We start from the raw sequence: 21744 nt of genomic DNA on the forward strand, positions 1-21744 counted from the left end.
CGCGATACCCAACCTTATGCCCCAAGCCTCCCAGGACTTCAGCTTTGAGATCACGCTCAGCGCGGCCTTCCACGACCTCGACCCGATGAACGTGGTCTGGCACGGCAACTACGTGCGCTATTTCGAGCAGGCGCGCTGCGCGCTGCTGGCGCGCTACCACTACGACTACCCCGCCATGCGGGACTCGGGCTATGCGTGGCCGGTGGTGGACATGCGCGTCAAGTATGTCGGGCCGCTTACCTATGGCCAGTCGTTCATCGTCCGCGCCACCATCGTCGAGTGGGAGAACCGGCTCAAGATCGAGTATGTGGTCCGCGATGCCGCCAGCGGCCGGCGCCTGACCAAGGGCTACACCATTCAGGTGGCGGTGGACATGGCCAATGGCGAGATGCAGTACGTCTGCCCGCCGGTCCTGCTGGCGTGCCTTGGTGTGCAAGACGGGGCGCAGCCGGAGCGCCAGGCATGATGCGCCGCCGCCTGTTGCAGGCGCTTTGCTGCGCCGTGCTGGCTGGCCCGGGCCTCGCCGCCGCGGCCGCGCCGGATTTGCTGGCCTCGGTGGCTGCGCGCTTGTCCGATGCCCCGGTCATCCACGGACGCTTCGAGCAGATCCGCCGCCTGTCCGGCTTTGCCAATCCGCTGGTCTCACGCGGCGACTTCGTGCTCGCGCGCGAGCGTGGCGTGGTGTGGAGCACGCGTGAGCCGTTTGCGTCCAGCCTGCTGGTCACCCCGGACCGGCTGGTCATGCGCGGTGCCGATGGCCGCGTGCAGCAACAGTTGCAGGCAGACGCCCAGCCCGCCATGCGGGTCGTGGGCGAATCGGTGATTGCCGTGCTGCGCGGCGACCTGCGCGCGTTGTCCACACGTTTCGAGGTGGCCGGCGAGCTGGTTGGCAAGAGCGGCTGGACGCTGACGCTGACGCCGACCGATGCCGGCATGCGGCGCGTATTCACCCGCATCGAGCTGGCCGGGGATCGCTTTGTGCGCAACGTGCGCCTGGAAGAAGGCAGCGGCGACAGCACCACCGTCAAGATGATCGACCCGAGTGCGGCCGCCAAACTCGGTGCGGATGAGGAGAAGCGCTTTGAGTAAGGCGGCAAAGGTGGCTAAGGCCGCCGCGGCCACTGGCAAGCCCGCGCACGGGCTCAGCACCCTGGAGCGGGTGCTGGCCGTGGCGTGGCTGTTGCTGGTGATCGCGCTGACGGCGCACCAGTTGCAGTTCTGGCGCGCCTCGCGGCTCGACACCGATGTGATGGCCTTGCTGCCCACCAGCCAGCGCACCGCCACCGCCGACCGCGTGCTGCGCCGGCTGGCCGACGGCGTCTCGCGCGAGATCGTGGTGCTGGTCGGCGCGCCCGACTGGGCCCGCGCCCGTGCCGCCGCCGATCGCTTCAGCACGGCCGCGAAACCGCAGGCGAGCTTGCTGCAGCCAGTGGACCGCATCGCCAGTTTCGACCTCGACGCCGCGCTGGCCTTCTACCGGCCTTACCGCGACCGCCTGCTTACCGACAGCCAGCGCGCCATGCTGCGCCAGGCGGATCCCGATGTACTGTCCCAGCAGGCGCTGACCCGGCTCTACCAGCTTTCCACCGGCCCGCGCCTGACCGACTGGGCGGCTGACCCGATCGGGCTCTGGCAGGACTGGTGGCTGTCGCGCGCGGCCATCACGCGCGTGCATGAGCGTGATGGCCGCGCGGCGCTCAGCGCCGAGGGCAAGGAGTGGGTGCTGCTGACGTATCGCATCACCAAGCCTGCGTTCTCGGTAAGCGGCAATACGGACTACGGCGATGTGCTGCAGCTGGGCGAGCGCGCCGCCGCGCAGGGCGACGACGGCGTGCACGTGGTGGCCGCCGGCATTCCCTTGCACGCGGAAGCCGCCGCATCCCAGGCCAACCTGGAGATGAACGTGATCGGCTGGGGCTCGCTGGCGGCGGTCTTGCTGCTGGTCTGGCTGGCCTTCCGTTCGCTGCGCCCGATCATCTTGGTGGGGCTGTCGCTGCTGATCGGCACGGCTGCCGCGGTGTCCGCCACCGCGCTGGTGTTTGACCGCGTCCACCTGATCACCCTGGTGTTCGGGGCCAGCCTGGTGGGCGTGGCCGAGGACTTCGGCATTCACTATTTCGTGTCGCGGCAGGCCAGCCCTGGCCTGTCGCCGCCGCAGGTGATGCGCAGGCTGCTGCCGGGCATGGCGCTGGCGCTGTCGACCAGCGTGGTGGCCTACCTGGCGCTGGGCATCGCGCCGTTCCCGGGGCTGCGGCAAATGGCGCTGTTCTCGGCCGTGGGGCTGGTGGCGGCTTTTCTGACCGTGGTGTTCTGGTTCCCGCTGCTCGATCGCGGCCAGCTGCGCCAGACGCGCCTGTCGAGTTGGCTGACCGCCAGCCTGGCCCGCTGGCCGCGCGTGGGCATGGATCGCGCTTCGATGCTGCTGCTGGGCGCCCTGGCCTTGTTCATCGTGCCGGGGCTATGGCAGGTCAAGGTGGCGGATGACGTGCGCCAGCTGCAAAGCTCGCCGCCGGCGCTGATCGAGGCGCAGCGCACCGCCGGGCGCTTGCTGGGCACACCTAGCCCCGCCCAGTTCCTGCTGGTGCGCGGCGACTCGCCGGACCAGGTGCTGGCGCGCGAGGAAGCGGTCAAGGCGGCGCTGGCGGGCGTGGTGGCGCGCGGCGAGCTGGAGGGCTTCCTGGCCATCTCCGATTGGGTGCCATCGGCGTCCCGCCAGCATGCCGATGCCACGCTGACGGACGGCCTGGAGGCCGCCGTGCGCGAGCGCGTGGCGCGTGCGGTGGGCGGCACCGTGGGCGCGCCCAATGCCGCTGCGCCTGACCGCGTGCTGACGTTGCCGGCGTGGCTTGCGAGCCCGGTTTCCGAGACGTTGCGTCACCTCTGGCTGGATCGCGAGGGCCAGGGCTACGCCAGCGTCATGCTGCTGCGCGGGCTGGACAAGCCCACCACCATTGCGCTGATCGAGGCGGCGGCGGCCATGGTGCCGGGCGTCGAGTGGGTGGACCGCGTGGCCGACCTGTCCTCGCTGCTCAAGCATTACCGCGTGCTGATGACCTGGCTGCTGGGCGCCGGCGCGCTGGGCGTGGCGCTGTTGCTGGCATGGCGCTATGGCAGGGCCTCGTGGCGGGCGCTGGTGCCGACCTTGCTGGCGGGGGTATTCAGCGTGGCGCTGCTGGGCTGGCTGCATGTGCCGCTGCAGCTGTTCTCCGTGCTTGCGCTGGCGTTGCTGCTTGGCGTGGGCGTGGACTACGGCATCTTCCTGCTGGAGCATCCCGGCGATGGCGAGTCATGGACGGCGATCGTGCTTGGCGCGGCCAGCACGCTGCTGGCCTTTGGCCTGCTGGCGCTGTCGTCCACGCCGGCGCTGCATGCCTTTGGCATGACCATGCTGTCCGGCGTGGGGGCGGTATGGGTGCTGTCGCCATGGTTCCGGCCCCACGCGCCGCATGGGCATGCGCACTAGCTTCATGTTGAAGTCGCAGCAAGACAAATAGCAAGACAAATAAAACCAACAAGATCAACGAGTCAAACAGGGTTGCAAATGAATACCGAACAGGTGGATGTCCTTATCATCGGCGCCGGCCCGGCGGGCTCCGTGGCGGCGGGCCTTTTACGCAAGCGCGGCATTGATGTGCTGGTGATCGAGAAAGAGACCTTTCCGCGCTTCTCGATCGGGGAAAGCCTGCTGCCGCAGAGCATGGCCTACATCGAAGAGGCGGGCATGCTGCAGGCGGTGGTCGAAGCCGGCTTCCAGTACAAGAACGGCGCTGCCTTCGTGCGTGGCGACCGCTATACGGATTTCGATTTCCGCGACAAGTTCTCCGCCGGCTGGGGTACCACCTACCAGGTCCAGCGCGCGCGCTTCGACGACGTGCTGATCCGCGAGGCGCAGAAGCAGGGCGCCGAGGTCCGTTTCAAGCACCAGGTGAGCGCCGTCGACCTGGAGGGCGAGCAGCCTTGCGTCACCGTGCGCGACCCGGATGGCAAGGCGTACCAGGTGCGGGCGCGTTTCCTGCTGGATGCCTCGGGTTTCGGCCGCGTACTGCCGCGCCTGCTGGACCTGGAGTCGCCGTCGCACTTCCCCGTGCGCAGCGCCATCTTCACCCACGTGGAAGACCGCATCCCGCTGGGCACCTTCGATCGCAACAAGATCCGCGTCAGCGTGCATCCGGAGCATGTCGATGTCTGGTACTGGACCATTCCGTTCTCGGACGGCCGCTGCTCGCAGGGCGTGGTGGCGGAAAAGCGCTTCCTCGACCAGTACAAAGGGACCGAGACCGAGCGGCTGCAGGCGCTGGTGGGCGAGGAGCCCGGCCTTGCCAAGCTGTTGGCCAACGCCGGCTGGGACACCCCGGCCCGACAGATCGTCGGCTACTCGGCCAACGTGAAATCGCTGTGGGGCAAGGGCTATGCGTTGCTGGGCAATGCGGGCGAATTCCTCGACCCGGTGTTCTCGTCCGGCGTCACCATTGCCTTCAAGTCCGCCAGCCTGGCCACGGCCTGCCTGGCGCGCCAGTTGAATGGCGAGACGGTGGACTGGCAGGCCGACTACGGCCGCCCGCTCAAGGACGGCGTGGATTGCTTCCGCACCTTTGTGGAAGCGTGGTACGAAGGCCGCTTCCAGAAGCTGATTTTCCATCCCAATGCCACGCCGGAAATCCGCCGCATGATTTCGGCCATCCTGGCGGGCTATGCCTGGGACCGCACCAACCCGTTCGTCACCGAGTCGCGGCGCCGCCTTGGCGTGCTGGAGCAGCTTTGCGAAGCCTGATCGCCAGGCATCCCTCCATTGGCGCCGTGCCGGCGCGGATGCTGCTGGGTGTTGCCGCGTGTGCCTTGCTGTTAGCGGGCTGCGCCGGCCCGGGAGCGGGGGCAGGTTCCGCTTCGCCGCCTGCCTCGCCCACCCTGCCCGCCGAGCAGCAGCCCGTGCCGTTGCTGCGCCTGCCGCCGGCATCGCTGGGCCGCGAGCTGGCGCTGCAGCAGCAGATCACCGTGGTGTACCGGACCCCGCGCGGGGAGGAGCGCCGCGAGATCCAGGCCTTGCTGGAAGCCGATGCCACCCACACGCGGCTGGCCGCGCTGGCCGGCGGGCAGGTGCTGGCGCGGCTCGACTGGGATGGGCAGGACCTGCGCGTGGTGCGCTCGCCCTGGGCGCCGGCCGAGCTGGTGCCGGAGCGTATCCTGAGTGAAATGCAGTTGTCGTTGTGGCCGGTCGAGGCGATTGCCGCGGCCTTGCCGGCGGGCTGGCGCCTGGAGGTCGAGGCCGGCCGGCGCGTGCTGCGCGCGGGTGGCGAGGTGGTGGCGCAGGTGCGCTATCCGGACCCGCAAACGATCGAGTTCGAGCAATACCGCGATGGATATCGGCTGACCATCCGCACCCTGCCGCCGGCAGGGCAAGGAGGGACGAAATGAATGTCTTTATTAATGCACTGGGCATGACCTGCGCGCTGGGCGACGGCGCGGATGCGGTGCGCGCGGCGCTCTGGCGCGGCGACGCCCCGCAGGGCGGCGAGGTGACCGAGCTTTACAGCCCGGGCCGCCCGCTGCAGCTCGGCACGGTCAACGCCGCGCTCAGCCTGCCGGACGACACGCCACAGGTGCACCGTACCCGCAACAATGCGCTGCTGTATCACGCCGCGCTCCAGTTCATTGCGCAGGCGCAGGCCGCCATCGCCCGGGTTGGCCCGGCGCGGGTGGCGGTGGTGCTGGGCACCAGTACCTCCGGCATTGCCGAGGGCGGCGTGGCCGTGCGCGCGCGCGCTGCCACCGGCGCGTGGCCGGAGGGTTTCCACTACGGGCAGCAGGAGCTGGGTTCGCCGGCGCAGTTCCTGGCCGGCGTGCTGGGCGTGACTGGCGTGGCCTACACGCTGTCCACCGCCTGCTCGTCGAGCGCCAAGGCGCTAGGGGCTGCCGCGCGCCTGCTGCGCAGCGGCATGGCGGACGTGGTGATCGCGGGCGGCGCGGACACCCTGTGCTCCTTCACCGTCGCCGGCTTCAGTGCACTGGATTCCGTCTCGGCGTCGCGCTGCAACCCGCTGTCGGCCAACCGTTGCGGCATCAACCTGGGCGAAGGCGCCGGCTTGTTCCTGCTGTCCGCCGAGCCGGGGCCGGTGCGCCTGGCCGGCTGCGGCGAGACCTCCGACGCGCATCACATGTCGGCGCCGGACCCCAGCGGCGCCGGTGCCCGGGCCGCCATGCTGCAGGCGCTGGAGCGCGCCGGGCTTGCGCCTGCGGACATCGATTACCTTAACCTGCACGGCACCGCCACGCCGCAGAACGACGCCATGGAAGCGCTGGCATGCGCCGCGGTGTTCGGCGCCGATCTGCCGCTCAGCTCGACCAAGCCGATGACCGGGCACGCGCTCGGCGCGGCCGGTGCCATCGAGGCCGCGCTGATGTGGCTGACGCTGGTCGACAATCCGGACGGCCGCCTGCCCCCGCACTGGTGGGATGGCGTGCCCGATCCGGCCTTGCCGGCGCTGCGCGTGGTGGCCCCCGGCGAAACGCTGGGCCGCGCGCCGCGCTACGTGATGAGCAATTCCTTCGCTTTCGGCGGTAGCAACAGCGCCGTGATACTGGGAGCCGGCTGACCATGACCACGACGTCCCTTGCCGCGTTGCCGGCAATCGCCGAGGTGCTGCCGCACGCCGGCGGGATGCGCTTGCTGGATGAACTGTTGCGCGCCGATGAGGAACACGCGGCAGCGCGCACCACGGTGCGCGCCACCCAGCTGTTTGTCGATGAGTCCGGCATGCCGGGCTGGGTCGGCATCGAGTACATGGCGCAGACCATCGCCGCCTGGGCCGGCGCGCAGGACTGGCGCGCCGGGCGGGCGCCTGGCATCGGCTTCCTGCTCGGCTCACGGCGCTACGAATGCGATGTGCCGGCGTTCCCGGTGGGCAGCGTGCTGACCATACAAGTGCGCGCCGAGCTGGTCGGCGACAACGGGCTCGGCATGTTTGCCTGCTCACTGTCGCTGGGCGAGCACGAAGTGGCGCGCGCCAACGTTTCCGTTTTCCAGCCTGCCGACGCGCAGGCTTTCTTGCAAGGACAACAACCATGACGAACCGAACCGTGCTCGTCACAGGGTCTTCGCGCGGCATTGGCCGCGCCATCGCGCTGCGCATGGCGCGCGAGGGCTACGATGTGGTGGTGCATTGCCGTGCCCGGCGCGATGAAGCCGAATCGGTGGCCGATGCGATCCGTGCCCTGGGCCGCACCGCGCGCGTGCTTTGTTTCGACGTCAGCCAGCGGGAACAGGCCGCGGCCGCGCTGCTGGCCGATATCGAAGCCCACGGTTGCTACTACGGCGTGGTCTGCAACGCGGGCATCGCGCGCGATGCGGCGTTCCCGGCCATGACCGGGGCAGAGTGGGACGAGGTGATCCACACCAACCTGGACGCCTTCTACAACGTGCTCAACCCGGTGGTGATGCCCATGGTGCAGCGGCGCAAGCCGGGCCGCATCGTCACGCTGTCCTCGGTGTCGGGGCTGGTGGGTAACCGGGGCCAGACCAACTACAGCGCGGCCAAGGCCGGCGTGATCGGCGCGACCAAGGCGCTGGCCATCGAGCTGGCCAAGCGCGCCATTACCGTCAATTGCGTGGCCCCTGGCCTGATCGATACGGAGATGGTGGAGGAACACGTGCTGGAGGAAGCCTTGCGCATGATCCCGGCACGCCGCACGGGTACCCCGGACGAGGTGGCCGCCACCGTGGCGTTCCTGATGTCCGCCGATGCGGGCTATATCACCCGGCAGGTGATTTCGGTCAACGGGGGGATGTTCGGATGAAGCGAGTCGTCATTACCGGAGCCGGCGCAGTCTGCTCGCTGGGCAACGACTGGGCGAGCGTGCGCGAGCGCCTGGCCAGCGGCCGCAACGCGGTCGTGCAGATGCCGGAGTGGGCCGTCTACAAGGGCCTCAACACGCAGCTTGCGGCACCTGTGCCGCCGTTCACGCTGCCGGCGCATTACACCCGCAAGGTCACGCGCGCCATGGGCCGCGTGGCGGTGATGTCGGTGCTGGCCAGCGAGGCCGCCTTGCGCGATGCGGGGCTGCTTGGCGATCCGCTGGTCGCGAGCGGCAAGCTTGGCATAGCCTACGGCTCGTCCACCGGCACGCCGTCGGCCGTGGCCGATTTTGGCCGCATGATGATGGATCGCACCACCGAGGACGTCAGCGCTACCACCTACATCCGCATGATGCCGCATACCACGGCGGTGAACATCGGCGTGTTCTTCGGCATTACCGGGCGCATCCTCACCACCTCCAGTGCCTGCACCTCGGGCAGCCAGGGCATCGGCTACGCTTACGAAACCATCCGCAGCGGCCGGCAGGTGGCCATGCTGGCGGGCGGCGCCGAGGAACTGGATCCCACCGAGGCCGCCGTGTTCGATACCCTGTTCGCCACCAGCACCTGCAACGATGCGCCGCATGGCACGCCGCGCCCGTTCGACAGCGAGCGCGACGGCCTGGTGCTGGGCGAGGGTGCCGGCACACTGGTGCTGGAGGAGCTGGAGCACGCGCTGGCGCGCGGCGCGCGCATCCTGGCCGAGATTGTCGGCTTTGGCACCAACAGCGACGGCGCCCACGTGACCCAGCCCAAGGCGGACACGATGGCGCAGGCCATGCGCCTGGCGCTGGAGGATGCCGGCCTGCCGGCCTCGGCGATCGGCTACGTCAATGCCCACGGCACTGCCACGGACCAGGGCGATATCGCCGAGTCCCATGCCACCCGCGAGGTGCTGGGTGACGCGGTGCCGGTGAGTTCGCTGAAAAGCTATATGGGCCATACGCTAGGCGCCTGCGGCGCGCTCGAGGCATGGATGACGGTCGAGATGATGCGCGACGGCTGGTTTGCGCCCACCATCAACCTGTCCAACCCAGACCCGCGCTGTGCCTGCCTTGACTACATCATGGGCGAGGGCAGGCGGCTCGACATCGATCATGCGATGAGCAACAATTTTGCCTTTGGCGGCATCAACACGTCGCTGGTGTTCCGCCGCTGGCGTTGATCTGCCAGTACTACCGCGCATTTTCCTCATCAATAAAATCAACAACACCAACAACACCAAGAAAGGAAGGTCAATGAAGCACGCTCTCTCCATCCTGGCCGCTACCGCCTCGGCCGCCATGCTGTTGTCCACGCCCGCCGCGGCGCGCGATACCAAGTACATGCTGCCGTTCCAGGAAGTGCTGGATATGCCGGAAGCCCAGGAAAAGCTCGATGGCTCGGTCAAGTTCTTCCTGGCGGGGCAGAAGAAGCCCAAGGTCCTTGAGACCAAGGAGAGCGATGTGTCCAACCGCAAGACCAACAGCTTCGGCAAGAGCGATGAAGACGCCTGCCGCTGGGCCGCGCTGTCCGCGCTGATCGCGTTCCAGGACAAGGCCAAGACGCTCGGCGCCAATGCCGTGGTCGACGTGGTGAGCTACTACAAGAAGGACTCGGTCGCCAGCCCGACCGAGTACGAATGCCATGCCGGCGCGGTGGTGGCCGGTGTGGCGCTCAAGGGCACGTACGCCAAGGTGGCGGGCAAGTAAGGCCGCGCGCCACGCCATGCCGGCCTCCCCGATCCACGTTCGCGTTGCGTCGGTAGCTGGCCTGGCGGGACAGGTTCCGCCCGCCAGGCAATGGCTGGGCGCGGACGAAGCGCGGCGCCTGGACGCCCTGCAGGCCGGCCAGCGCGCCGCCCAGTTCGTGGCTGGGCGCTGGATTGCGCGCCAATTGCTGGCGCAAGCTTACGGCGGCGGCTGGCAGGACTGGACGCTGAGCGCCGCGCCGGACAGCCCGCCGCAGGCCATTGGGCCTGTGTCCGCTTTTCTCTCCCTCTCCCATTCCGGCGACCACGTTGCCTGTGCCGTCGGGCTGGAACCGCTCGGCCTGGACATCGAGCGCGTGCTGCCGCGCAAGGGGCTGGACGCGCTGGTGCTCGCAGTCAGCAGCGAAGCCGAACGCGCCGCCTTGCCGGCATTGCGCCCGGGCGGCGATCCGGCGGCGCAACGCGAGGCCTTCTTCCAGCTCTGGACCTTGAAGGAAGCCTGGCTCAAGCGTGGCGGCGGGGGCTTGTTCCAGACCATGCTCGGGCAGGCGGTGGCGGTGTCGCCGGCGGCCAGCCTGGCCACCGCCAATGCTTGCAGCTGGCGCCACGGCGACGCTGTGCTGGCGATCCACGCCGCGCCCGCTATCTCGTTGTCGGATACCGTGCCTGCGGGCCTGCGCTACTGGTGCCTGGCGCCAGCGGCGGATGCGCCCTGAGCATCACGTCATCGAGGGCGCTATCCACGCCACTACCGGTACGTTCGGCCTGTGTCGGGGTAAGCCCGGATACCCGTCATTACCCCGCGGCGGGCAACACATCTCTTGGCAAGCCTTCGGTTAGACTTAGCCCTTGGTTTCGTCCTCCCGCCCATGCAGTCGGCTAATCGAGATACCAGTCTTGCAAGGAGAAGTCCCCCATGCATGCAGTTCCGTTGCTAGATAGCAGTGCCAACGATAGCGATAGCCCTACCGAAGTCCCGCTGCGCGACCTGCGCCGCGTCACCATTCATCCCGATCACTGGTATCCCCTGGCCTGGTCGCGCGAGGTCAAGCGCGGCAAGGCGCATGGCGTGCGCTTTGCCGGAGAGCCGATCGTGCTGGTGCGCACGGCGTCCGGCGCGGTGTTCGCGCTCGAGGATCGTTGCGCGCACCGGCAGGTGCCGCTGCACGCGGGCGTGGTCGAGGGCGAATCGATCCGTTGCTGCTATCACGGCTGGACCTATGATTGCACCGGCCGCTGCATCGACGTGCCTTACCTGGGCCGCGAGCGCTTGCCCAACGGCGTGCGCTCCTACCCCTGCCGCGAGGTGGAAGGGCTGATCTTCGTGTTCCCCGGCAGCGCGGTGCTGGCCGACGAAACCCCGTTGCCCAGCCTGGGCTCGGTGGCCAACAAGGCGTACAAGACGCGGCGTTTTGGCCGCGAGGTCAAATGCCATTACTCGTTCATGCACGAGAACCTGATGGACATGAACCATCAGTTCCTGCACCGGCGGCAGATGGGGCAGATGCGCGCCAGCTCGCTGGGCCGCCGGCGCGGCGACGGATGGGTCGAGGTGGACTACACCTTCGCTCGCGAGCAAGGCAAGCAGCCGGTGGGCGAAGCGCTGGTGTTCGGTGGCGGCAACAAGGGCAACAAGGGCGGGCAAGGCGGCAAGGACGTGATGACGGTCCGCACCCTGTATCCCTACCAGACCCTGCAGATCCGCACTTCGGATGCCACGCTGGTGATGGACCTGTGGATCGTCTACGTGCCGCTCGACGCCGAGCAGCGCACCAACCGCACGTTCGGGCTGCTGTCGATCAAGAAGCCCGGCATTCCCGGCATACTGGATCTGGCCTGGCCGCTGCTGGTGTGGTTTACGGAGCGGATCTTCAAGGAGGACCGCTGGATTGTCGAGAGCGAGCAGGCGGCGCACGACGAGCAGGGCGCCGACTGGAACCAGGAGGTGTTCCCGGTCATCAACGAACTGCGCGACCTGCTGCGCGAATGCGGCATGCCGGAAGCGTCGGCCGGGAGTTGACGGCGGTTTGGCGGCGGTTTGGCGGCGAATTGACGACGAGCAGGCAGATGGCTATTGCGCGAACCGGCTGCGCTCGTCGCGCTCGAGCGCGGAGCAGGCCGTCCTGAGGATGGCCGAGAACCGCGTCAGCGCGGGCTCGATGCGGTACGCCGGCCCGGCAATGGAAATGCCGTAGCATTCTCCCGACAGCCGCACCGGCCAGGCCAGCGCGCCAACGTCGGGCAGCGACTCGCCCAGGTTGATGAAGCAGCCTTGCTCGGCGGACTTCTTCAGCTCGGCTTCCAGCTGCGCCGCGTTGGCTACCGTGCGTGGCGTGAAGCGCTCGAAGCTGAGCTGCGCGATCAGCGCGCTGCGCTCGTCCTCGGGCATGACGGACAGCAAGGCTTTGCCGATCGAGTTCGCATGGAGCTCTCGCCGCTCGCCTGCGGTGGCGATATAGCGGATCGCATGCGGGGATTCGAGCACGTCCAGGTACACCACCCACCGGCCTTCATGCAGCTTGCCGATCACCACGGTCTCGCCGGTGGCCGCACGCAGCTCGTTCATGGTGCCGTGCACCCGGTCCAGCACCGGGTCGTGCCGCGCGATCTGCTGCGCCATGGCCAGCAGGCGGCCCGTGGGGTAATAGCCTTGGCGGCGGCCGGTCTCGTACAGGTAACCCAGCGAAGTCAGGGTGCGGATCAGCGCCAGGCAACTCGATGCCGGCACCGCCAGCAACCGGGCCAGCTCCGATAGCGACAGCGCGCGCCGCTCGCGCGCGAAGGTTTCGATGATCTCGAGCACGCGCAACGCCGTCTTCACGTTCATCGGCGGCGCTTTGTTGTCGTTGGCGGTCATGAGTGGGGCAGGCCCGGATTGGTCGGAAGAGAAGCACTTATCTTAGTCGATCGTTCCTGCCGAACACCCATTCCGGCGCACCAGAATATTTCTCAAGAAATATTTTGTTTAAATATTTATCTGTAGATTGTGTTTATGACGGTATACCGGAGCATCCTGGTACGGAATCCGTTACAGGGTATGGCTCTGCTGGACATGGTTATTTTCATGGGGATAAAATAACTTTCACAAACATGAAAAACAGCCGGGTATCACAGCCGCCCTCATGGGGGCGCGGCGTAGCCGGCATGGAGACTGCAATGACCCCCTCGTCGTCCTCACCGATCTACTTTGTCCGTGCCGAAGACGTGCCCGGCTACCACCCGGCCAATCACGTCGGCACGCTGAACCGCCGCATCATCGGCCGCGAGAACGTCGGCGCCACCCAGCTAGAAGTCATTCACGGCACCATCGAGCGCGGCAAAGGTGCCTTGCCGCACGCGCATCCCGGCATCGAGCAGGTCTGCTATGTGCTGGAGGGCAGGGCGCGCGCCGAGGTGAACGGGCAATCGCGCGAGCTTGGCCCCGGCGATTGCTGCTTCTTCCCGGCCGAGGCCATGCATGTGTTCACGGTAATCAGCGACGAGCCCGTGAAACTGCTGGTGATCTACGCCCCGCCTTACGAGGAATCCCCGGAGCGCGTGATCCGTCCCGCCTGAGGACTGCTGCCGAGTTCTGCTGAACGCCGCAGAACGCTGCCATTTCGCCTGGGTGCCCGCACCCGATACCCGATACGACGTTTGTTGTTCAAGCCTGGTAGGAGATTCCGATGACACTGTCTTCCCGACGCCGTTTGCTCGTTTGCGCTGCCATCTGGAGCGCCATGCCCGCATTGGCGTGGAGCAGCACCTATCCCACCAAGCCGATCCGCATGGTGGTGCCTTTTGCGCCGGGCGGCGCCTCCGACGTGGTAGCGCGGCTGGTGTCGCAGAAGCTGGCGGAGGCCTTGAAGCAGCCGGTGGTGGTTGAGAACCGCCCCGGCGCCAATGGCATCATCGGCACCGATATGGTCGCGCGTGCCGCCCCCGACGGCTATACGCTGCTGCTCAACACCGCTGGCGCGCAGACGCTCAGCCCCGTGCTGTACAAGGCAGGTTACGAGCCACTGAAGAGCTTTGCGCCGATCAGCCTGATCAGCAGCATCGGCTTTGTGATGGTGGTCCACCCGTCGGTGCCGGCCAAGACCGTGCAGGAGTTCGTCGGGCTGGCCCGCGCCAAGAGCCGTCCGCTGAGCTTGTCGGCCGGCAGCAGCATGATCGAGCTGATCGGGGAGACATTCAAATCCACCGCCGGCACCCCGGACGTGGTCAGTGTGTCGTACCGGGGCACCGGCCCGCAGATGCAGGCCGTGGTGGCGGGCGAGGTCGACATGACCATCGATCCCTTCAACTCGATGGCGATGATCCGGGCCGGCAGGCTGCGCCCGCTGGCCGTGCTGTCGCCCAAGCGCTCGCCGGCCCTGCCCGATGTGCCGACCATGCAGGAGGCCGGGATCCAGGGCATGAACTTCAATTCCTGGGCCGGGCTGCTGGCGCCGGCAGGCACGCCGAAGGAAATCGTCACGCGTCTGAACCAGGAAATCGTGCGGATCGTCGCGATGCCGGATATCAGGGAACGCCTTGCCGCCATCGACTATGAAGCCGTCGGCAGCACGCCCGAGCAGTTTGCCACCATCATTGCCGACGACGCTGCGCGCTGGGCCAAGCTCGTCAAGGACACGAACTACAAAGAGAAGACCGCGCGGTGAGGCGGCATGGTGCCCGCGGGCATCGCAACGACAAAGCTGACAAAGCTGACAAGGCTAATCCACGACAACGAGATAGCTAGCCAAAAAACAGGAGACAAGACTATGCCAAGCCTCATCACGCTGCTGCGCGCCGCGCTGCCATTGCTGAGCCTCGCCGCGGCGCCGTTCGTGGCGGCGGCCGACGCTTATCCCAGCAAGCCGATCCGCATGGTGGTGCCGTTCGCTGCCGGCAGCGGCACCGACGCGGTGGCCCGCATCACCGCCAAGGAACTCGGCGACGCGCTCAAGACCAATGTGGTGGTGGACAACCGCCCCGGTGCAAATGGCGCGATTGCCGCCGAGATCGTCGCGCAGGCCGCACCGGACGGCTACACGCTGTTCATGACCACCAACACGACCCATTCGGCCAATCCTTCGCTGATGAAGAAGCTGCCGTATGACCCGATCCGCGACTTCACGCCGGTGGCGCGCATGGGCAACCTTCCGTTCATGCTGGTGGTCAACCCGAAATTGCCGGTCAAGACCGTGGCGGACCTGATCGCCTACGCGCGCACGCATCCGGGCATGTCTTACGCCAGCGGCAACAGCACCGGCATCGTGTCGGGCGCTACGCTCGGGCGCATGGCCGGGCTGGACCTGCTGCACGTGCCGTACAAGAGCACGCCGCCGGCCATGACCGATGTGATCGCGGGGCAGGTGCCGATGATGTTTGTCGACGTGGCGGCCGGCATTGCCAACGTGAAGGCGGGCAAGCTGCGGGCACTGGCGGTGACCACCGCGCAGCGCAGCCGGCTGCTGCCGGAGCTGCCGCCCCTGGCCGACACGCCTGAGCTCAAAGGCTTCGATATTACGTCCTGGAATGGCGTGTTCGCGCCAGCGAAGGCGCCCGCGGAGGTGGTCGAGCGGCTCAACCGCGAGCTGTCGCGCATCGCCGCGAGCAAGGAAGTCGCCCCGCGCTTCGAGGCGCTGGGCTTTGAGGCATTCGGGCAATCGCCCAAGCAGTTCTCCGGCTTCGTGGCCGGCGAGCTGGTCAAGTGGACCAAGCTGGTCAAGGACGCAGGCATCCAGCCGGAATGAGGTAGGCATGAACTTTGAAAGAACCCCCGAGCAGCGCGCCATCGTCGAAGCGGTGACGCAGCTATGCAGTGACTTCGGCGCCGACTACTGGTCGGGGCTGGACGACGAAGGCAAGTTTCCCCATGCCTTCCACCAGGCCATGGCGCAGGCGGGCTGGCTCGGCATCGCGATGCCGGAAGCGTACGGTGGCGCCGGCCTGGGCATTACCGAGGCGGCGCTGATCATGCAGACGGTGTCGGCGTCCGGCGCGGGTTTTTCCGGCGCGTCGGCCATCCATATGAATGTGTTTGGCCTCAACCCGGTGGTGGTGTTCGGCAACGACCGGCAGAAGGAGGCAGCGCTGGCGCCGCTGATCGCCGGGGCCGAGAAGGCCTGCTTCGCCGTGACGGAACCCGACGCCGGGCTGGACACCACCCATCTCAAGACCCAGGCCGTGCTGTCGGCGGATGGCGCCAGCTATCGCGTGGACGGCCGCAAGATCTGGATCTCCACCGCGCAGGTGGCCGACCGCATGCTGTTGCTGGCCCGCACCACGCCGCTGGACAAGGTGGCCAAGCCGACGCAGGGCCTGAGCCTGTACTACACGGCGCTGGACCGCAAGCACATCGAGGTGCGCGAGATCCACAAGATGGGGCGCGCCGCGGTGGACTCGAACATGCTCTTTATCGACGGGCTGACGGTGCCGGTGGCCGACCGCATCGGGGAAGAAGGGCGCGGGTTCGAGTACATCCTGCATGGCCTCAACCCCGAGCGCATCCTGATTGCCGCCGAAGCCGTCGGCCTTGGCCGTGTCGCACTGGAAGCGGCAACGCGCTATGCCAAGGAGCGCACCGTGTTCGGGCGCCCGATTGGCCAGAACCAGGGCATCCAGCATCCGCTGGCGCAAGCGTGGATGGCGCTGGAGGCCGCCGACATGATGGTGTGGAAGGCGGCCTGGCTGTACGACAACGGCAAGCCCTGCGGGGCCGAGGCCAATACCGCCAAGTACCTCGCGGCGGAGGCCGCGCACCAGGCCTGCCAGACCGCGGTCCTGACGTTGGGCGGCATGGGCTATGCGCGTGAGTACCAGGTGGAGCGTTACCTGCGCGAGTCGTATATCCCGCGCATTGCCCCGGTCAGCGCGCAGCTCATCATGTGCCATATCGCCGAGCGCGTGCTGGGTTTGCCGAAGTCGTATTGAACTCGCTCTTGATGCATTGCCCGCCAATCCGTGCGGCGGCGCTGCCATTCTTTCAGCGATGAAAATAATAAAAAACACGCGCCGCATGAAGATGCGGCGCGTTTTTTTATCTTAGGAAGTCAGCTTGCGCTACAGCCGGCCCATGACCACCAGGATCACGACGATCAGCACGACCAGGCCTAGGCCGCCGCTGGGGTAGTAGCCCCATCCCGTGCTGTACGGCCACGTGGGCAGTGCGCCGACCAGCAGCAGGATAAGAAGGATAAGCAGGATCGTACCGATGGCCATGATTGGCTCCTTGACGGGTGGATCAGCGCGAGGCGCGCGCTATCTCGTTCGTGTTTTGGTTCGCATTCTGGGTCGTCGCTGATCTCGTTGTTAACTGTTGTTAACTGTTGTTTACTTGCCCAGTTCGTGACCGATGACGCCGCCTGCCACCGCACCGCCGATGGTGCCCGCGGTGCTGCCGTGCGACAGTTCATGACCCGCCACACCGCCAGCCACGGCGCCGGTAAGCGGTACAACCGTTCAATCCGAACAGAAGCGCTGCGCTCGCGATGAGCGCGCTTGCCAGTCTCAACATAGTGGTCTCCTACGTGAATGATGCTGCTGACGGCGCTAACGGGCGCGCCTGCCATGCTTACAAGATAGCCGGGCACGCAGTCCGGCCCAGCGGGATGGCCTCTGATACGGATGTAGGAATTGGATGACGCCGCGAGCGCGGCGTCAGGAAAGGGGGCAACTGGGAAAAGGGCGGCAGAACGGCCGGCGGCGCGGGCAGCACACGTGCCCGGCAGCCATTCGGTCAGCGCAGGATCAACGCAGGCGCTTGATCAGCGAGGAGGTATCGGCACGGCCGCAGCCGTCTTGCTGCAGGTCGGCGTAGAACTGGTCTACCACGGCGGTGACCGGCAGGCTGGCGCCGTTGCGGCGCGCCTCGTCCAGGCACAGGCCCAGATCCTTGCGCATCCAGTCCACCGCGAAGCCGAAATCGAACTTGTCTTCGATCATGGTGGGGCCGCGGTTTTCCAACTGCCAGGAGCCGGCGGCGCCCTTGCTGATCACATCCAGCACTACCTTCATGTCCAGTCCCGCGCGCTCGCCAAAGGCGATGGCTTCGGACAGGCCCTGCAGCAGGCCGGCGATGCAGATCTGGTTGACCATCTTGGCCAGCTGGCCCGCGCCGGAGCCACCAATGCGGGTGACGGCGCGCCCATAGGCGCCCAGCACTGCCTCGACGCGACCGAACACGGCCTCGTCGGCGCCGCACATGATGGTCAAGATGCCCTTTTGCGCGCCGACTTCGCCGCCCGAGACGGGCGCGTCGACAAAGTGCAGGCCCTGCTCATTAGCCGCGGCATACAATTCGCGCGCCACATTGGCGCTGGCGGTGGTGTGGTCCACGAACACGCAGCCTGCCGGTGCGTTGCTGTAGGCGCCGTCCTTGCCAGTGAGGACCGAGCGCAGGTCATCGTCGTTGCCCACGCAGGAGCAGACCACTTCGGCGTCTTGCGCGGCCAGCGCCGGCGTGGCGGCCGACTTGCCGCCGAACGCGGCGACCCACTGCTCGGCTTTGGCAGCCGTGCGGTTGTAGACGGTGACCTGATGGCCCTTGGCGGCCAGATGGCCCGCCATGTGATAGCCCATGACACCCAGGCCGATAAATGCAACGCGCATGACTTGAATACTCCGAAGCCCGCGTTGGCGGCGGGCGAGTGGTTGGGCAGGTGGGCAGCCTACCGAAGCCGGGAATGCTGCCATTCTTGCACTGCAACGTCAACAAGCGTTGCCGCGGGAAATTGTTGCGCGCACGCGCATGTCGAGGGCGGCGAGGCGCTCAACAAGCCTCAGCGCACGCTGCGCTCGCTCACCGCTGCGCTTGCCCGGCCCACCGCCCGCCTGCCCGGCACGGCTGCCAGCAAGGCCTGCGTGTACGGATGGCGGGGCGCGCCGAACAGCGTGGCGGTATCCGCTTCTTCCACCACGCGCCCGTCCTTCATGACCGCCACCCGGTCGCAGACCTGGGCCGCCACGCGCAAATCGTGCGTGATCAGGATCAGCGACAAGCCGGTGCGCGCGCGCAGTTCGTCAAGCAGCGCCAGCACCTGTGCCTGCACGGAGACATCCAGCGCGGACACCGGCTCGTCCGCCACCAGCACGTCGGGCGACAGGGCCAGCGCCCGGGCCAGGCCGATGCGCTGGCGCTGGCCGCCGGAGAACTCGTGCGGATAACGGTCGAGCGCGCTGGGATCCAGCCCTATCAGTTCGAACAGCTCGGCGGCGCGAAGGCGTGCCCGCAGCGGATGTTCTCCGTGGATCAGCGGCCCCTGCGCGACCAGCTCGCCCACGCGGCGGCGCGGGTTGAGCGAGCCAAACGGGTCCTGGAACACCATCTGGATGCGCCGGGCGCGCTGCCGGCGCTGGCCCGAGCCGCTGGCCAGCAGATCGGCGCCATCGAGCCGCAGGCTGCCGCGATCCGGGTCGAGCAGGCCCACGAGGCAACGCGCAAGCGTGCTCTTGCCGGAGCCGCTCTCGCCCACGATGCCAAGCGCGCCGCCGCGCGGCAGCGCGAGCGATACCTGGTCGAGCGCCTGCACCTGGCGCCGTCCCCGGCCGAGCCAGCCGCCGCCGCGGTAGGTTTTGCCGATGCCGTCGATGGCGAGCAGCGTGTCACCCGTCTGCACGCGCGGCGGCGGTGGCTCCAGCGCGGGCACGGCGGCCAGAAGCGCTTGGGTGTAGGGATGTTGCGGCCGCGCCAGGATCTCGGCGGCCGGCCCGGTCTCCACCACCTCGCCTTGGCGCATGACCGCGATGCGGTCGGCAATCTCCGCCACCACGCCGAAGTCGTGTGTGATGAACAGCACCGCCGTGCCCTTGCGTTGCTGCAATTCGCGGATCAGCCGCAGGATCTGGGCCTGGGTGGTGACGTCGAGCGCGGTGGTGGGCTCATCGGCAATCAGCAAGCTGGGCTCGAGCGCCAGCGCCATGGCAATCATGGCGCGCTGGCGCTGCCCGCCGGACAGCTCATGCGGATAGGCGCCAGCGGCGGCAAGCGGCTGCGGGATCTGCACGTCTTCCAGCAGGCTGCGCACCTTGCGCGCGACTTCCGCCTTGGGCAACCGGGTATGGGTGCGGAACACCTCGCCGATCTGGTCGCCGATGGTGCGTAGCGGATTGAGCGCCGTCATCGGTTCCTGGAAGATCATGCCGATGCGGGCGCCGCGTATGCGCCGCAGATCCGCCTCGGACAGCGCCGTCAGCTCGCGGCCTTCAAACAGGATGCGCCCGGCGCTGCGGCGCACGCCATCGGGCAGCAGCCCAAGCACGGCGCCGGCGGTCATGGACTTGCCGGAGCCGCTTTCGCCAACCACGCACAGGATTTCGCCCGGCGCCAGCGCCAGCGAGACGCCATCCAGCGCGAGCGGGCGGTCGGCGCCGGCGGGCAAGGCGACGCTGAGCGCGTCGATACTGAGAAGGAAGGGCAACGGTCCGCTCATGCGCGTTTCAGCCTGGGGTTGAGTGCGTCGTTCAGGCCCTGTCCCACCAGCGATACAGCCAGCACGGTGAGCAGGATGGCGACGCCGGGAATGGCCGAGACATACCACTGCGAACGCAGCACGCTGCGCCCGCCTCCGATCAGGTTGCCCCATGAGGCCACGTTCGGGTCCGACAGGTTGAGAAAGGCCAGCGCGCTTTCCAGCAGGATGGCCAGCGCCATCACCACGCTGGCGTACACCACCACCGGCGGCAGCGCGTTAGGCAGGATCTCGCGAAAGATGATCTGCAGGTCGCGCACGCCCAGCGCGCGGCAGGAGTGGACGAAGTCGCGGTTGCGCAGGGTCAGGAACTCGGCGCGCGTCAGCCGCGCGGTGGCAGGCCAGGACACCACCCCGATGGCCAGCGTCACAGTGGTGATGCCGGAGCCGAACACCGACACCAGCACCAGCAGCAGCAAGAAGCTGGGCAGCGTCTGGAAGCCTTCGGTCAGCCGCATCAGCAGGTTGTCGGCCCAGCCGCCGTAGTAGCCCGCGAACGCGCCGGTCAGGATGCCGATGGACACAGCAATCAGCGTGGCCACGAAGCCGATCAGCAACGAGACGCGCGCGCCGTGAAAGATCTGGGCGGCGATGTCGCGCCCGGTCTGGTCGGTGCCTAGCCAGAAATGCGGATCCTCCAGCGGCCATTGCAACGGGCGGCCGGCAAGGGAAAGGGGATCGGCGGGAAACACGGCCGAGGCGCAGGCCGCCATGGCAATGACCGCCAGCAACACCAGCAGGCCGAACGCCGCGGCCGGGTTGCGCAGGTAACGTCGGAGCAGCTTCATGCCTTGCGTTCGTGAAGGATGCGGGGGTCGAGCAGCGCATACAGCATGTCGACGATGAAATTGATGGCGATCACCAGCAGCGCGCTGACGAAGACGATGCCGAGCAGGGTGTTCAGGTCGCGCTGGACCACCGAGTCATAGGCCAGCCGGCCCAGCCCCGGCAGCGCGAACACGCTTTCGATCACCACCGAGCCCCCCAGCATGGTGCCGAACTGCAGCCCGGCCAGCGTGAGCAGCGGCAGCAGCGCGTTGCGCAGCACATGGCGCACCAGCACGGCATACTCGGACAGGCCCTTGGCGCGCGCGCTGCGCACGAAGTCCAGCGTGAGCACCTCCAGCATCGACGCGCGCATGATGCGCAGGTAGATAGCCAGGTAGATCAGCGCCAGGGTCACGGTGGGCAGCACCAGGTGCCAGGCGATGTCGGCCAGGCGTGCCAGGCCCGTGTAACCCGCGGCGACGTCCTGGTAGCCACCGGGCGGCAGCCACCCCAGGTGGATGGCGAACACCACGATGCCCATCAGCCCGAACCAGAACGACGGCGTGGCATAGAACACCAGCCCGAGCATGGACACCAGCGTATCCGGCCAGCGATCCACCCGATGCGCCGCAGCCACGCCCAGCGCAATGCCGCACACGGCGGCCAGCACCTGCGCGCAGCCCATCAGCAGCAGCGTGACGGGCAGGCGCTCCAGGATGACGGTGGCCACCGGTTTGCCATAGATGGCGGAGTAGCCCAGGTCCAGATGCACCAGACGCCACAGGTAGCGGCCAAGCTGCACCGTGGTGGAGGCGTCGAGCCCGTAGAACTGCCGCAGCTGGCCGATGACGGCGGCATCCGCTCCCCCCATTTCGGCGACCAGGGCATCGACGGTGTCTCCCGGGGCGAATTGCAGCAGCAGGAACAGGCCGCACAGGATCAGCAGCAGCGAGGGCAGGCTGGCTGCCAGCCTGCGCAGGGCAAGTGACAAGATGCGCATG

The 21744-nt window shown here is 67.6% G+C and carries 22 protein-coding genes and 1 pseudogene; 16 read left to right on the top strand and 7 right to left on the bottom strand.

Translation table 11 applies throughout. The features are described 5' to 3' along the window. Positions 1-16: 16 nt before the first annotated feature. The 12 genes from AC1Q7Q_RS19120 to AC1Q7Q_RS19175 all read left to right on the top strand — a co-directional run bounded on the left by AC1Q7Q_RS19120 (position 17) and on the right by AC1Q7Q_RS19175 (position 11559). Positions 17-466, top strand: a complete 450-nt coding sequence (locus AC1Q7Q_RS19120; RefSeq protein ID WP_416052876.1) for an acyl-CoA thioesterase — start codon at positions 17-19, stop codon at positions 464-466. Beyond that, positions 463-1089, top strand: a complete 627-nt coding sequence (locus AC1Q7Q_RS19125) for a LolA family protein (protein WP_492373672.1) — start codon at positions 463-465, stop codon at positions 1087-1089. Before AC1Q7Q_RS19120 ends, AC1Q7Q_RS19125 begins: the two co-directional genes overlap by 4 nt. Continuing rightward, entirely contained in the window at positions 1082-3463 is a 2382-nt protein-coding gene (locus AC1Q7Q_RS19130; protein WP_492373671.1) for an MMPL family transporter, read from the top strand. The genes AC1Q7Q_RS19125 and AC1Q7Q_RS19130 overlap by 8 nt, the downstream gene beginning before the upstream one ends. A gap of 78 nt (positions 3464-3541) precedes the next feature. Beyond that, a complete protein-coding gene (locus AC1Q7Q_RS19135; RefSeq protein ID WP_492373670.1) occupies positions 3542-4771 on the top strand; it encodes an NAD(P)/FAD-dependent oxidoreductase in 1230 nt (409 codons plus the stop codon). After that, positions 4759-5412: a DUF3261 domain-containing protein gene (locus AC1Q7Q_RS19140; protein WP_492373669.1), complete on the top strand. Its 654-nt coding sequence runs from the start codon at positions 4759-4761 to the stop codon at positions 5410-5412. Before AC1Q7Q_RS19135 ends, AC1Q7Q_RS19140 begins: the two co-directional genes overlap by 13 nt. After that, a complete protein-coding gene (locus AC1Q7Q_RS19145) occupies positions 5409-6590 on the top strand; it encodes a beta-ketoacyl-ACP synthase (RefSeq protein WP_492373668.1) in 1182 nt (393 codons plus the stop codon). Before AC1Q7Q_RS19140 ends, AC1Q7Q_RS19145 begins: the two co-directional genes overlap by 4 nt. A 2-nt stretch (positions 6591-6592) precedes the next feature. Beyond that, positions 6593-7063, top strand: a complete 471-nt coding sequence (locus AC1Q7Q_RS19150) for a hotdog family protein (protein ID WP_492373667.1) — start codon at positions 6593-6595, stop codon at positions 7061-7063. Continuing rightward, positions 7060-7791, top strand: coding sequence for a 3-oxoacyl-ACP reductase FabG (gene fabG / locus AC1Q7Q_RS19155; protein WP_492373666.1), 732 nt, complete (start codon positions 7060-7062; stop codon positions 7789-7791). Before AC1Q7Q_RS19150 ends, fabG begins: the two co-directional genes overlap by 4 nt. Further along, positions 7788-9014, top strand: coding sequence for a beta-ketoacyl-ACP synthase (locus AC1Q7Q_RS19160; protein WP_492373665.1), 1227 nt, complete (start codon positions 7788-7790; stop codon positions 9012-9014). The genes fabG and AC1Q7Q_RS19160 overlap by 4 nt, the downstream gene beginning before the upstream one ends. 73 nt (positions 9015-9087) lie before the next feature. Beyond that, a complete protein-coding gene (locus tag AC1Q7Q_RS19165) occupies positions 9088-9540 on the top strand; it encodes an excinuclease ATPase subunit (protein ID WP_174427567.1) in 453 nt (150 codons plus the stop codon). A gap of 16 nt (positions 9541-9556) precedes the next feature. Continuing rightward, the gene (locus tag AC1Q7Q_RS19170) at positions 9557-10255 is read left to right on the top strand and encodes a 4'-phosphopantetheinyl transferase family protein (protein ID WP_492373664.1); all 699 of its coding nucleotides are present in this window, start codon (positions 9557-9559) and stop codon (positions 10253-10255) included. Positions 10256-10455: 200 nt separating this feature from the next. Next, positions 10456-11559: a Rieske 2Fe-2S domain-containing protein gene (locus AC1Q7Q_RS19175; protein ID WP_492373663.1), complete on the top strand. Its 1104-nt coding sequence runs from the start codon at positions 10456-10458 to the stop codon at positions 11557-11559. A gap of 51 nt (positions 11560-11610) precedes the next feature. Here AC1Q7Q_RS19175 and AC1Q7Q_RS19180 read toward each other — a convergent pair whose 3' ends face one another. Then, positions 11611-12366 (bottom strand): IclR family transcriptional regulator, encoded by a 756-nt coding sequence (locus tag AC1Q7Q_RS19180; RefSeq protein ID WP_492373689.1) that lies wholly within the window; start codon positions 12364-12366, stop codon positions 11611-11613. Positions 12367-12695: 329 nt separating this feature from the next. On the opposite strand from AC1Q7Q_RS19180, the gene AC1Q7Q_RS19185 reads away from it, so the two are divergent. The 4 genes from AC1Q7Q_RS19185 to AC1Q7Q_RS19200 all read left to right on the top strand — a co-directional run bounded on the left by AC1Q7Q_RS19185 (position 12696) and on the right by AC1Q7Q_RS19200 (position 16439). After that, entirely contained in the window at positions 12696-13094 is a 399-nt protein-coding gene (locus AC1Q7Q_RS19185; protein ID WP_043355682.1) for a cupin domain-containing protein, read from the top strand. A gap of 110 nt (positions 13095-13204) precedes the next feature. Continuing rightward, on the top strand, positions 13205-14182 hold the full coding sequence (locus AC1Q7Q_RS19190; RefSeq protein WP_492373662.1) for a Bug family tripartite tricarboxylate transporter substrate binding protein: 978 nt from the start codon (positions 13205-13207) through the stop codon (positions 14180-14182). Between the two features lie 102 nt (positions 14183-14284). Next, positions 14285-15259, top strand: a complete 975-nt coding sequence (locus tag AC1Q7Q_RS19195) for a Bug family tripartite tricarboxylate transporter substrate binding protein (RefSeq protein ID WP_492373661.1) — start codon at positions 14285-14287, stop codon at positions 15257-15259. Between the two features lie 7 nt (positions 15260-15266). Continuing rightward, the gene (locus AC1Q7Q_RS19200; RefSeq protein ID WP_492373660.1) at positions 15267-16439 is read left to right on the top strand and encodes an acyl-CoA dehydrogenase family protein; all 1173 of its coding nucleotides are present in this window, start codon (positions 15267-15269) and stop codon (positions 16437-16439) included. A gap of 129 nt (positions 16440-16568) precedes the next feature. On the opposite strand, the gene AC1Q7Q_RS19205 is transcribed toward AC1Q7Q_RS19200, so the two are convergent. The 6 genes and pseudogenes from AC1Q7Q_RS19205 to AC1Q7Q_RS19230 all read right to left on the bottom strand — a co-directional run bounded on the left by AC1Q7Q_RS19205 (position 16569) and on the right by AC1Q7Q_RS19230 (position 21743). Continuing rightward, the gene (locus AC1Q7Q_RS19205) at positions 16569-16727 is read right to left on the bottom strand and encodes a DUF3309 family protein (protein WP_150986605.1); all 159 of its coding nucleotides are present in this window, start codon (positions 16725-16727) and stop codon (positions 16569-16571) included. Positions 16728-16838: 111 nt separating this feature from the next. Continuing rightward, positions 16839-17022: pseudogene (locus tag AC1Q7Q_RS19210) on the bottom strand (glycine zipper 2TM domain-containing protein). Between the two features lie 233 nt (positions 17023-17255). Continuing rightward, on the bottom strand, positions 17256-18200 hold the full coding sequence (locus AC1Q7Q_RS19215; RefSeq protein WP_492373659.1) for an NAD(P)-dependent oxidoreductase: 945 nt from the start codon (positions 18198-18200) through the stop codon (positions 17256-17258). 86 nt (positions 18201-18286) lie between these two features. Further along, positions 18287-19936, bottom strand: coding sequence for an ABC transporter ATP-binding protein (locus tag AC1Q7Q_RS19220; protein WP_492373658.1), 1650 nt, complete (start codon positions 19934-19936; stop codon positions 18287-18289). Then, positions 19933-20763, bottom strand: a complete 831-nt coding sequence (locus tag AC1Q7Q_RS19225) for an ABC transporter permease (RefSeq protein WP_492373657.1) — start codon at positions 20761-20763, stop codon at positions 19933-19935. Before AC1Q7Q_RS19225 ends, AC1Q7Q_RS19220 begins: the two co-directional genes overlap by 4 nt. Then, positions 20760-21743: an ABC transporter permease gene (locus AC1Q7Q_RS19230; protein ID WP_492373656.1), complete on the bottom strand. Its 984-nt coding sequence runs from the start codon at positions 21741-21743 to the stop codon at positions 20760-20762. The genes AC1Q7Q_RS19225 and AC1Q7Q_RS19230 overlap by 4 nt, the downstream gene beginning before the upstream one ends. Between the last annotated feature and the right edge of the window lies 1 nt (position 21744).

The sequence above is a fragment of the Cupriavidus sp. GW823-FHT07A04 genome (assembly GCF_058794615.1).

What these genes read in the sequence shown, in the direction of transcription:
- AC1Q7Q_RS19120 (WP_416052876.1), top strand. Translation starts at nt 17, where the DNA reads ATGCCCCAAGCCTCCCAGGACTTCAGCTTTGAGATCACGCTCAGCGCG.
- AC1Q7Q_RS19125 (WP_492373672.1), top strand. Translation starts at nt 463, where the DNA reads ATGATGCGCCGCCGCCTGTTGCAGGCGCTTTGCTGCGCCGTGCTGGCT.
- AC1Q7Q_RS19135 (WP_492373670.1), top strand. Translation starts at nt 3,542, where the DNA reads ATGAATACCGAACAGGTGGATGTCCTTATCATCGGCGCCGGCCCGGCG.
- AC1Q7Q_RS19145 (WP_492373668.1), top strand. Translation starts at nt 5,409, where the DNA reads ATGAATGTCTTTATTAATGCACTGGGCATGACCTGCGCGCTGGGCGAC.
- AC1Q7Q_RS19150 (WP_492373667.1), top strand. Translation starts at nt 6,593, where the DNA reads ATGACCACGACGTCCCTTGCCGCGTTGCCGGCAATCGCCGAGGTGCTG.
- fabG (WP_492373666.1), top strand. Translation starts at nt 7,060, where the DNA reads ATGACGAACCGAACCGTGCTCGTCACAGGGTCTTCGCGCGGCATTGGC.
- AC1Q7Q_RS19160 (WP_492373665.1), top strand. Translation starts at nt 7,788, where the DNA reads ATGAAGCGAGTCGTCATTACCGGAGCCGGCGCAGTCTGCTCGCTGGGC.
- AC1Q7Q_RS19165 (WP_174427567.1), top strand. Translation starts at nt 9,088, where the DNA reads ATGAAGCACGCTCTCTCCATCCTGGCCGCTACCGCCTCGGCCGCCATG.
- AC1Q7Q_RS19170 (WP_492373664.1), top strand. Translation starts at nt 9,557, where the DNA reads ATGCCGGCCTCCCCGATCCACGTTCGCGTTGCGTCGGTAGCTGGCCTG.
- AC1Q7Q_RS19175 (WP_492373663.1), top strand. Translation starts at nt 10,456, where the DNA reads ATGCATGCAGTTCCGTTGCTAGATAGCAGTGCCAACGATAGCGATAGC.
- AC1Q7Q_RS19180 (WP_492373689.1), bottom strand. Translation starts at nt 12,366, where the DNA reads ATGAACGTGAAGACGGCGTTGCGCGTGCTCGAGATCATCGAAACCTTC.
- AC1Q7Q_RS19185 (WP_043355682.1), top strand. Translation starts at nt 12,696, where the DNA reads ATGACCCCCTCGTCGTCCTCACCGATCTACTTTGTCCGTGCCGAAGAC.
- AC1Q7Q_RS19190 (WP_492373662.1), top strand. Translation starts at nt 13,205, where the DNA reads ATGACACTGTCTTCCCGACGCCGTTTGCTCGTTTGCGCTGCCATCTGG.
- AC1Q7Q_RS19195 (WP_492373661.1), top strand. Translation starts at nt 14,285, where the DNA reads ATGCCAAGCCTCATCACGCTGCTGCGCGCCGCGCTGCCATTGCTGAGC.
- AC1Q7Q_RS19200 (WP_492373660.1), top strand. Translation starts at nt 15,267, where the DNA reads ATGAACTTTGAAAGAACCCCCGAGCAGCGCGCCATCGTCGAAGCGGTG.
- AC1Q7Q_RS19205 (WP_150986605.1), bottom strand. Translation starts at nt 16,727, where the DNA reads ATGGCCATCGGTACGATCCTGCTTATCCTTCTTATCCTGCTGCTGGTC.
- AC1Q7Q_RS19215 (WP_492373659.1), bottom strand. Translation starts at nt 18,200, where the DNA reads ATGGCAGCATTCCCGGCTTCGGTAGGCTGCCCACCTGCCCAACCACTC.
- AC1Q7Q_RS19220 (WP_492373658.1), bottom strand. Translation starts at nt 19,936, where the DNA reads ATGAGCGGACCGTTGCCCTTCCTTCTCAGTATCGACGCGCTCAGCGTC.
- AC1Q7Q_RS19225 (WP_492373657.1), bottom strand. Translation starts at nt 20,763, where the DNA reads ATGAAGCTGCTCCGACGTTACCTGCGCAACCCGGCCGCGGCGTTCGGC.
- AC1Q7Q_RS19230 (WP_492373656.1), bottom strand. Translation starts at nt 21,743, where the DNA reads ATGCGCATCTTGTCACTTGCCCTGCGCAGGCTGGCAGCCAGCCTGCCC.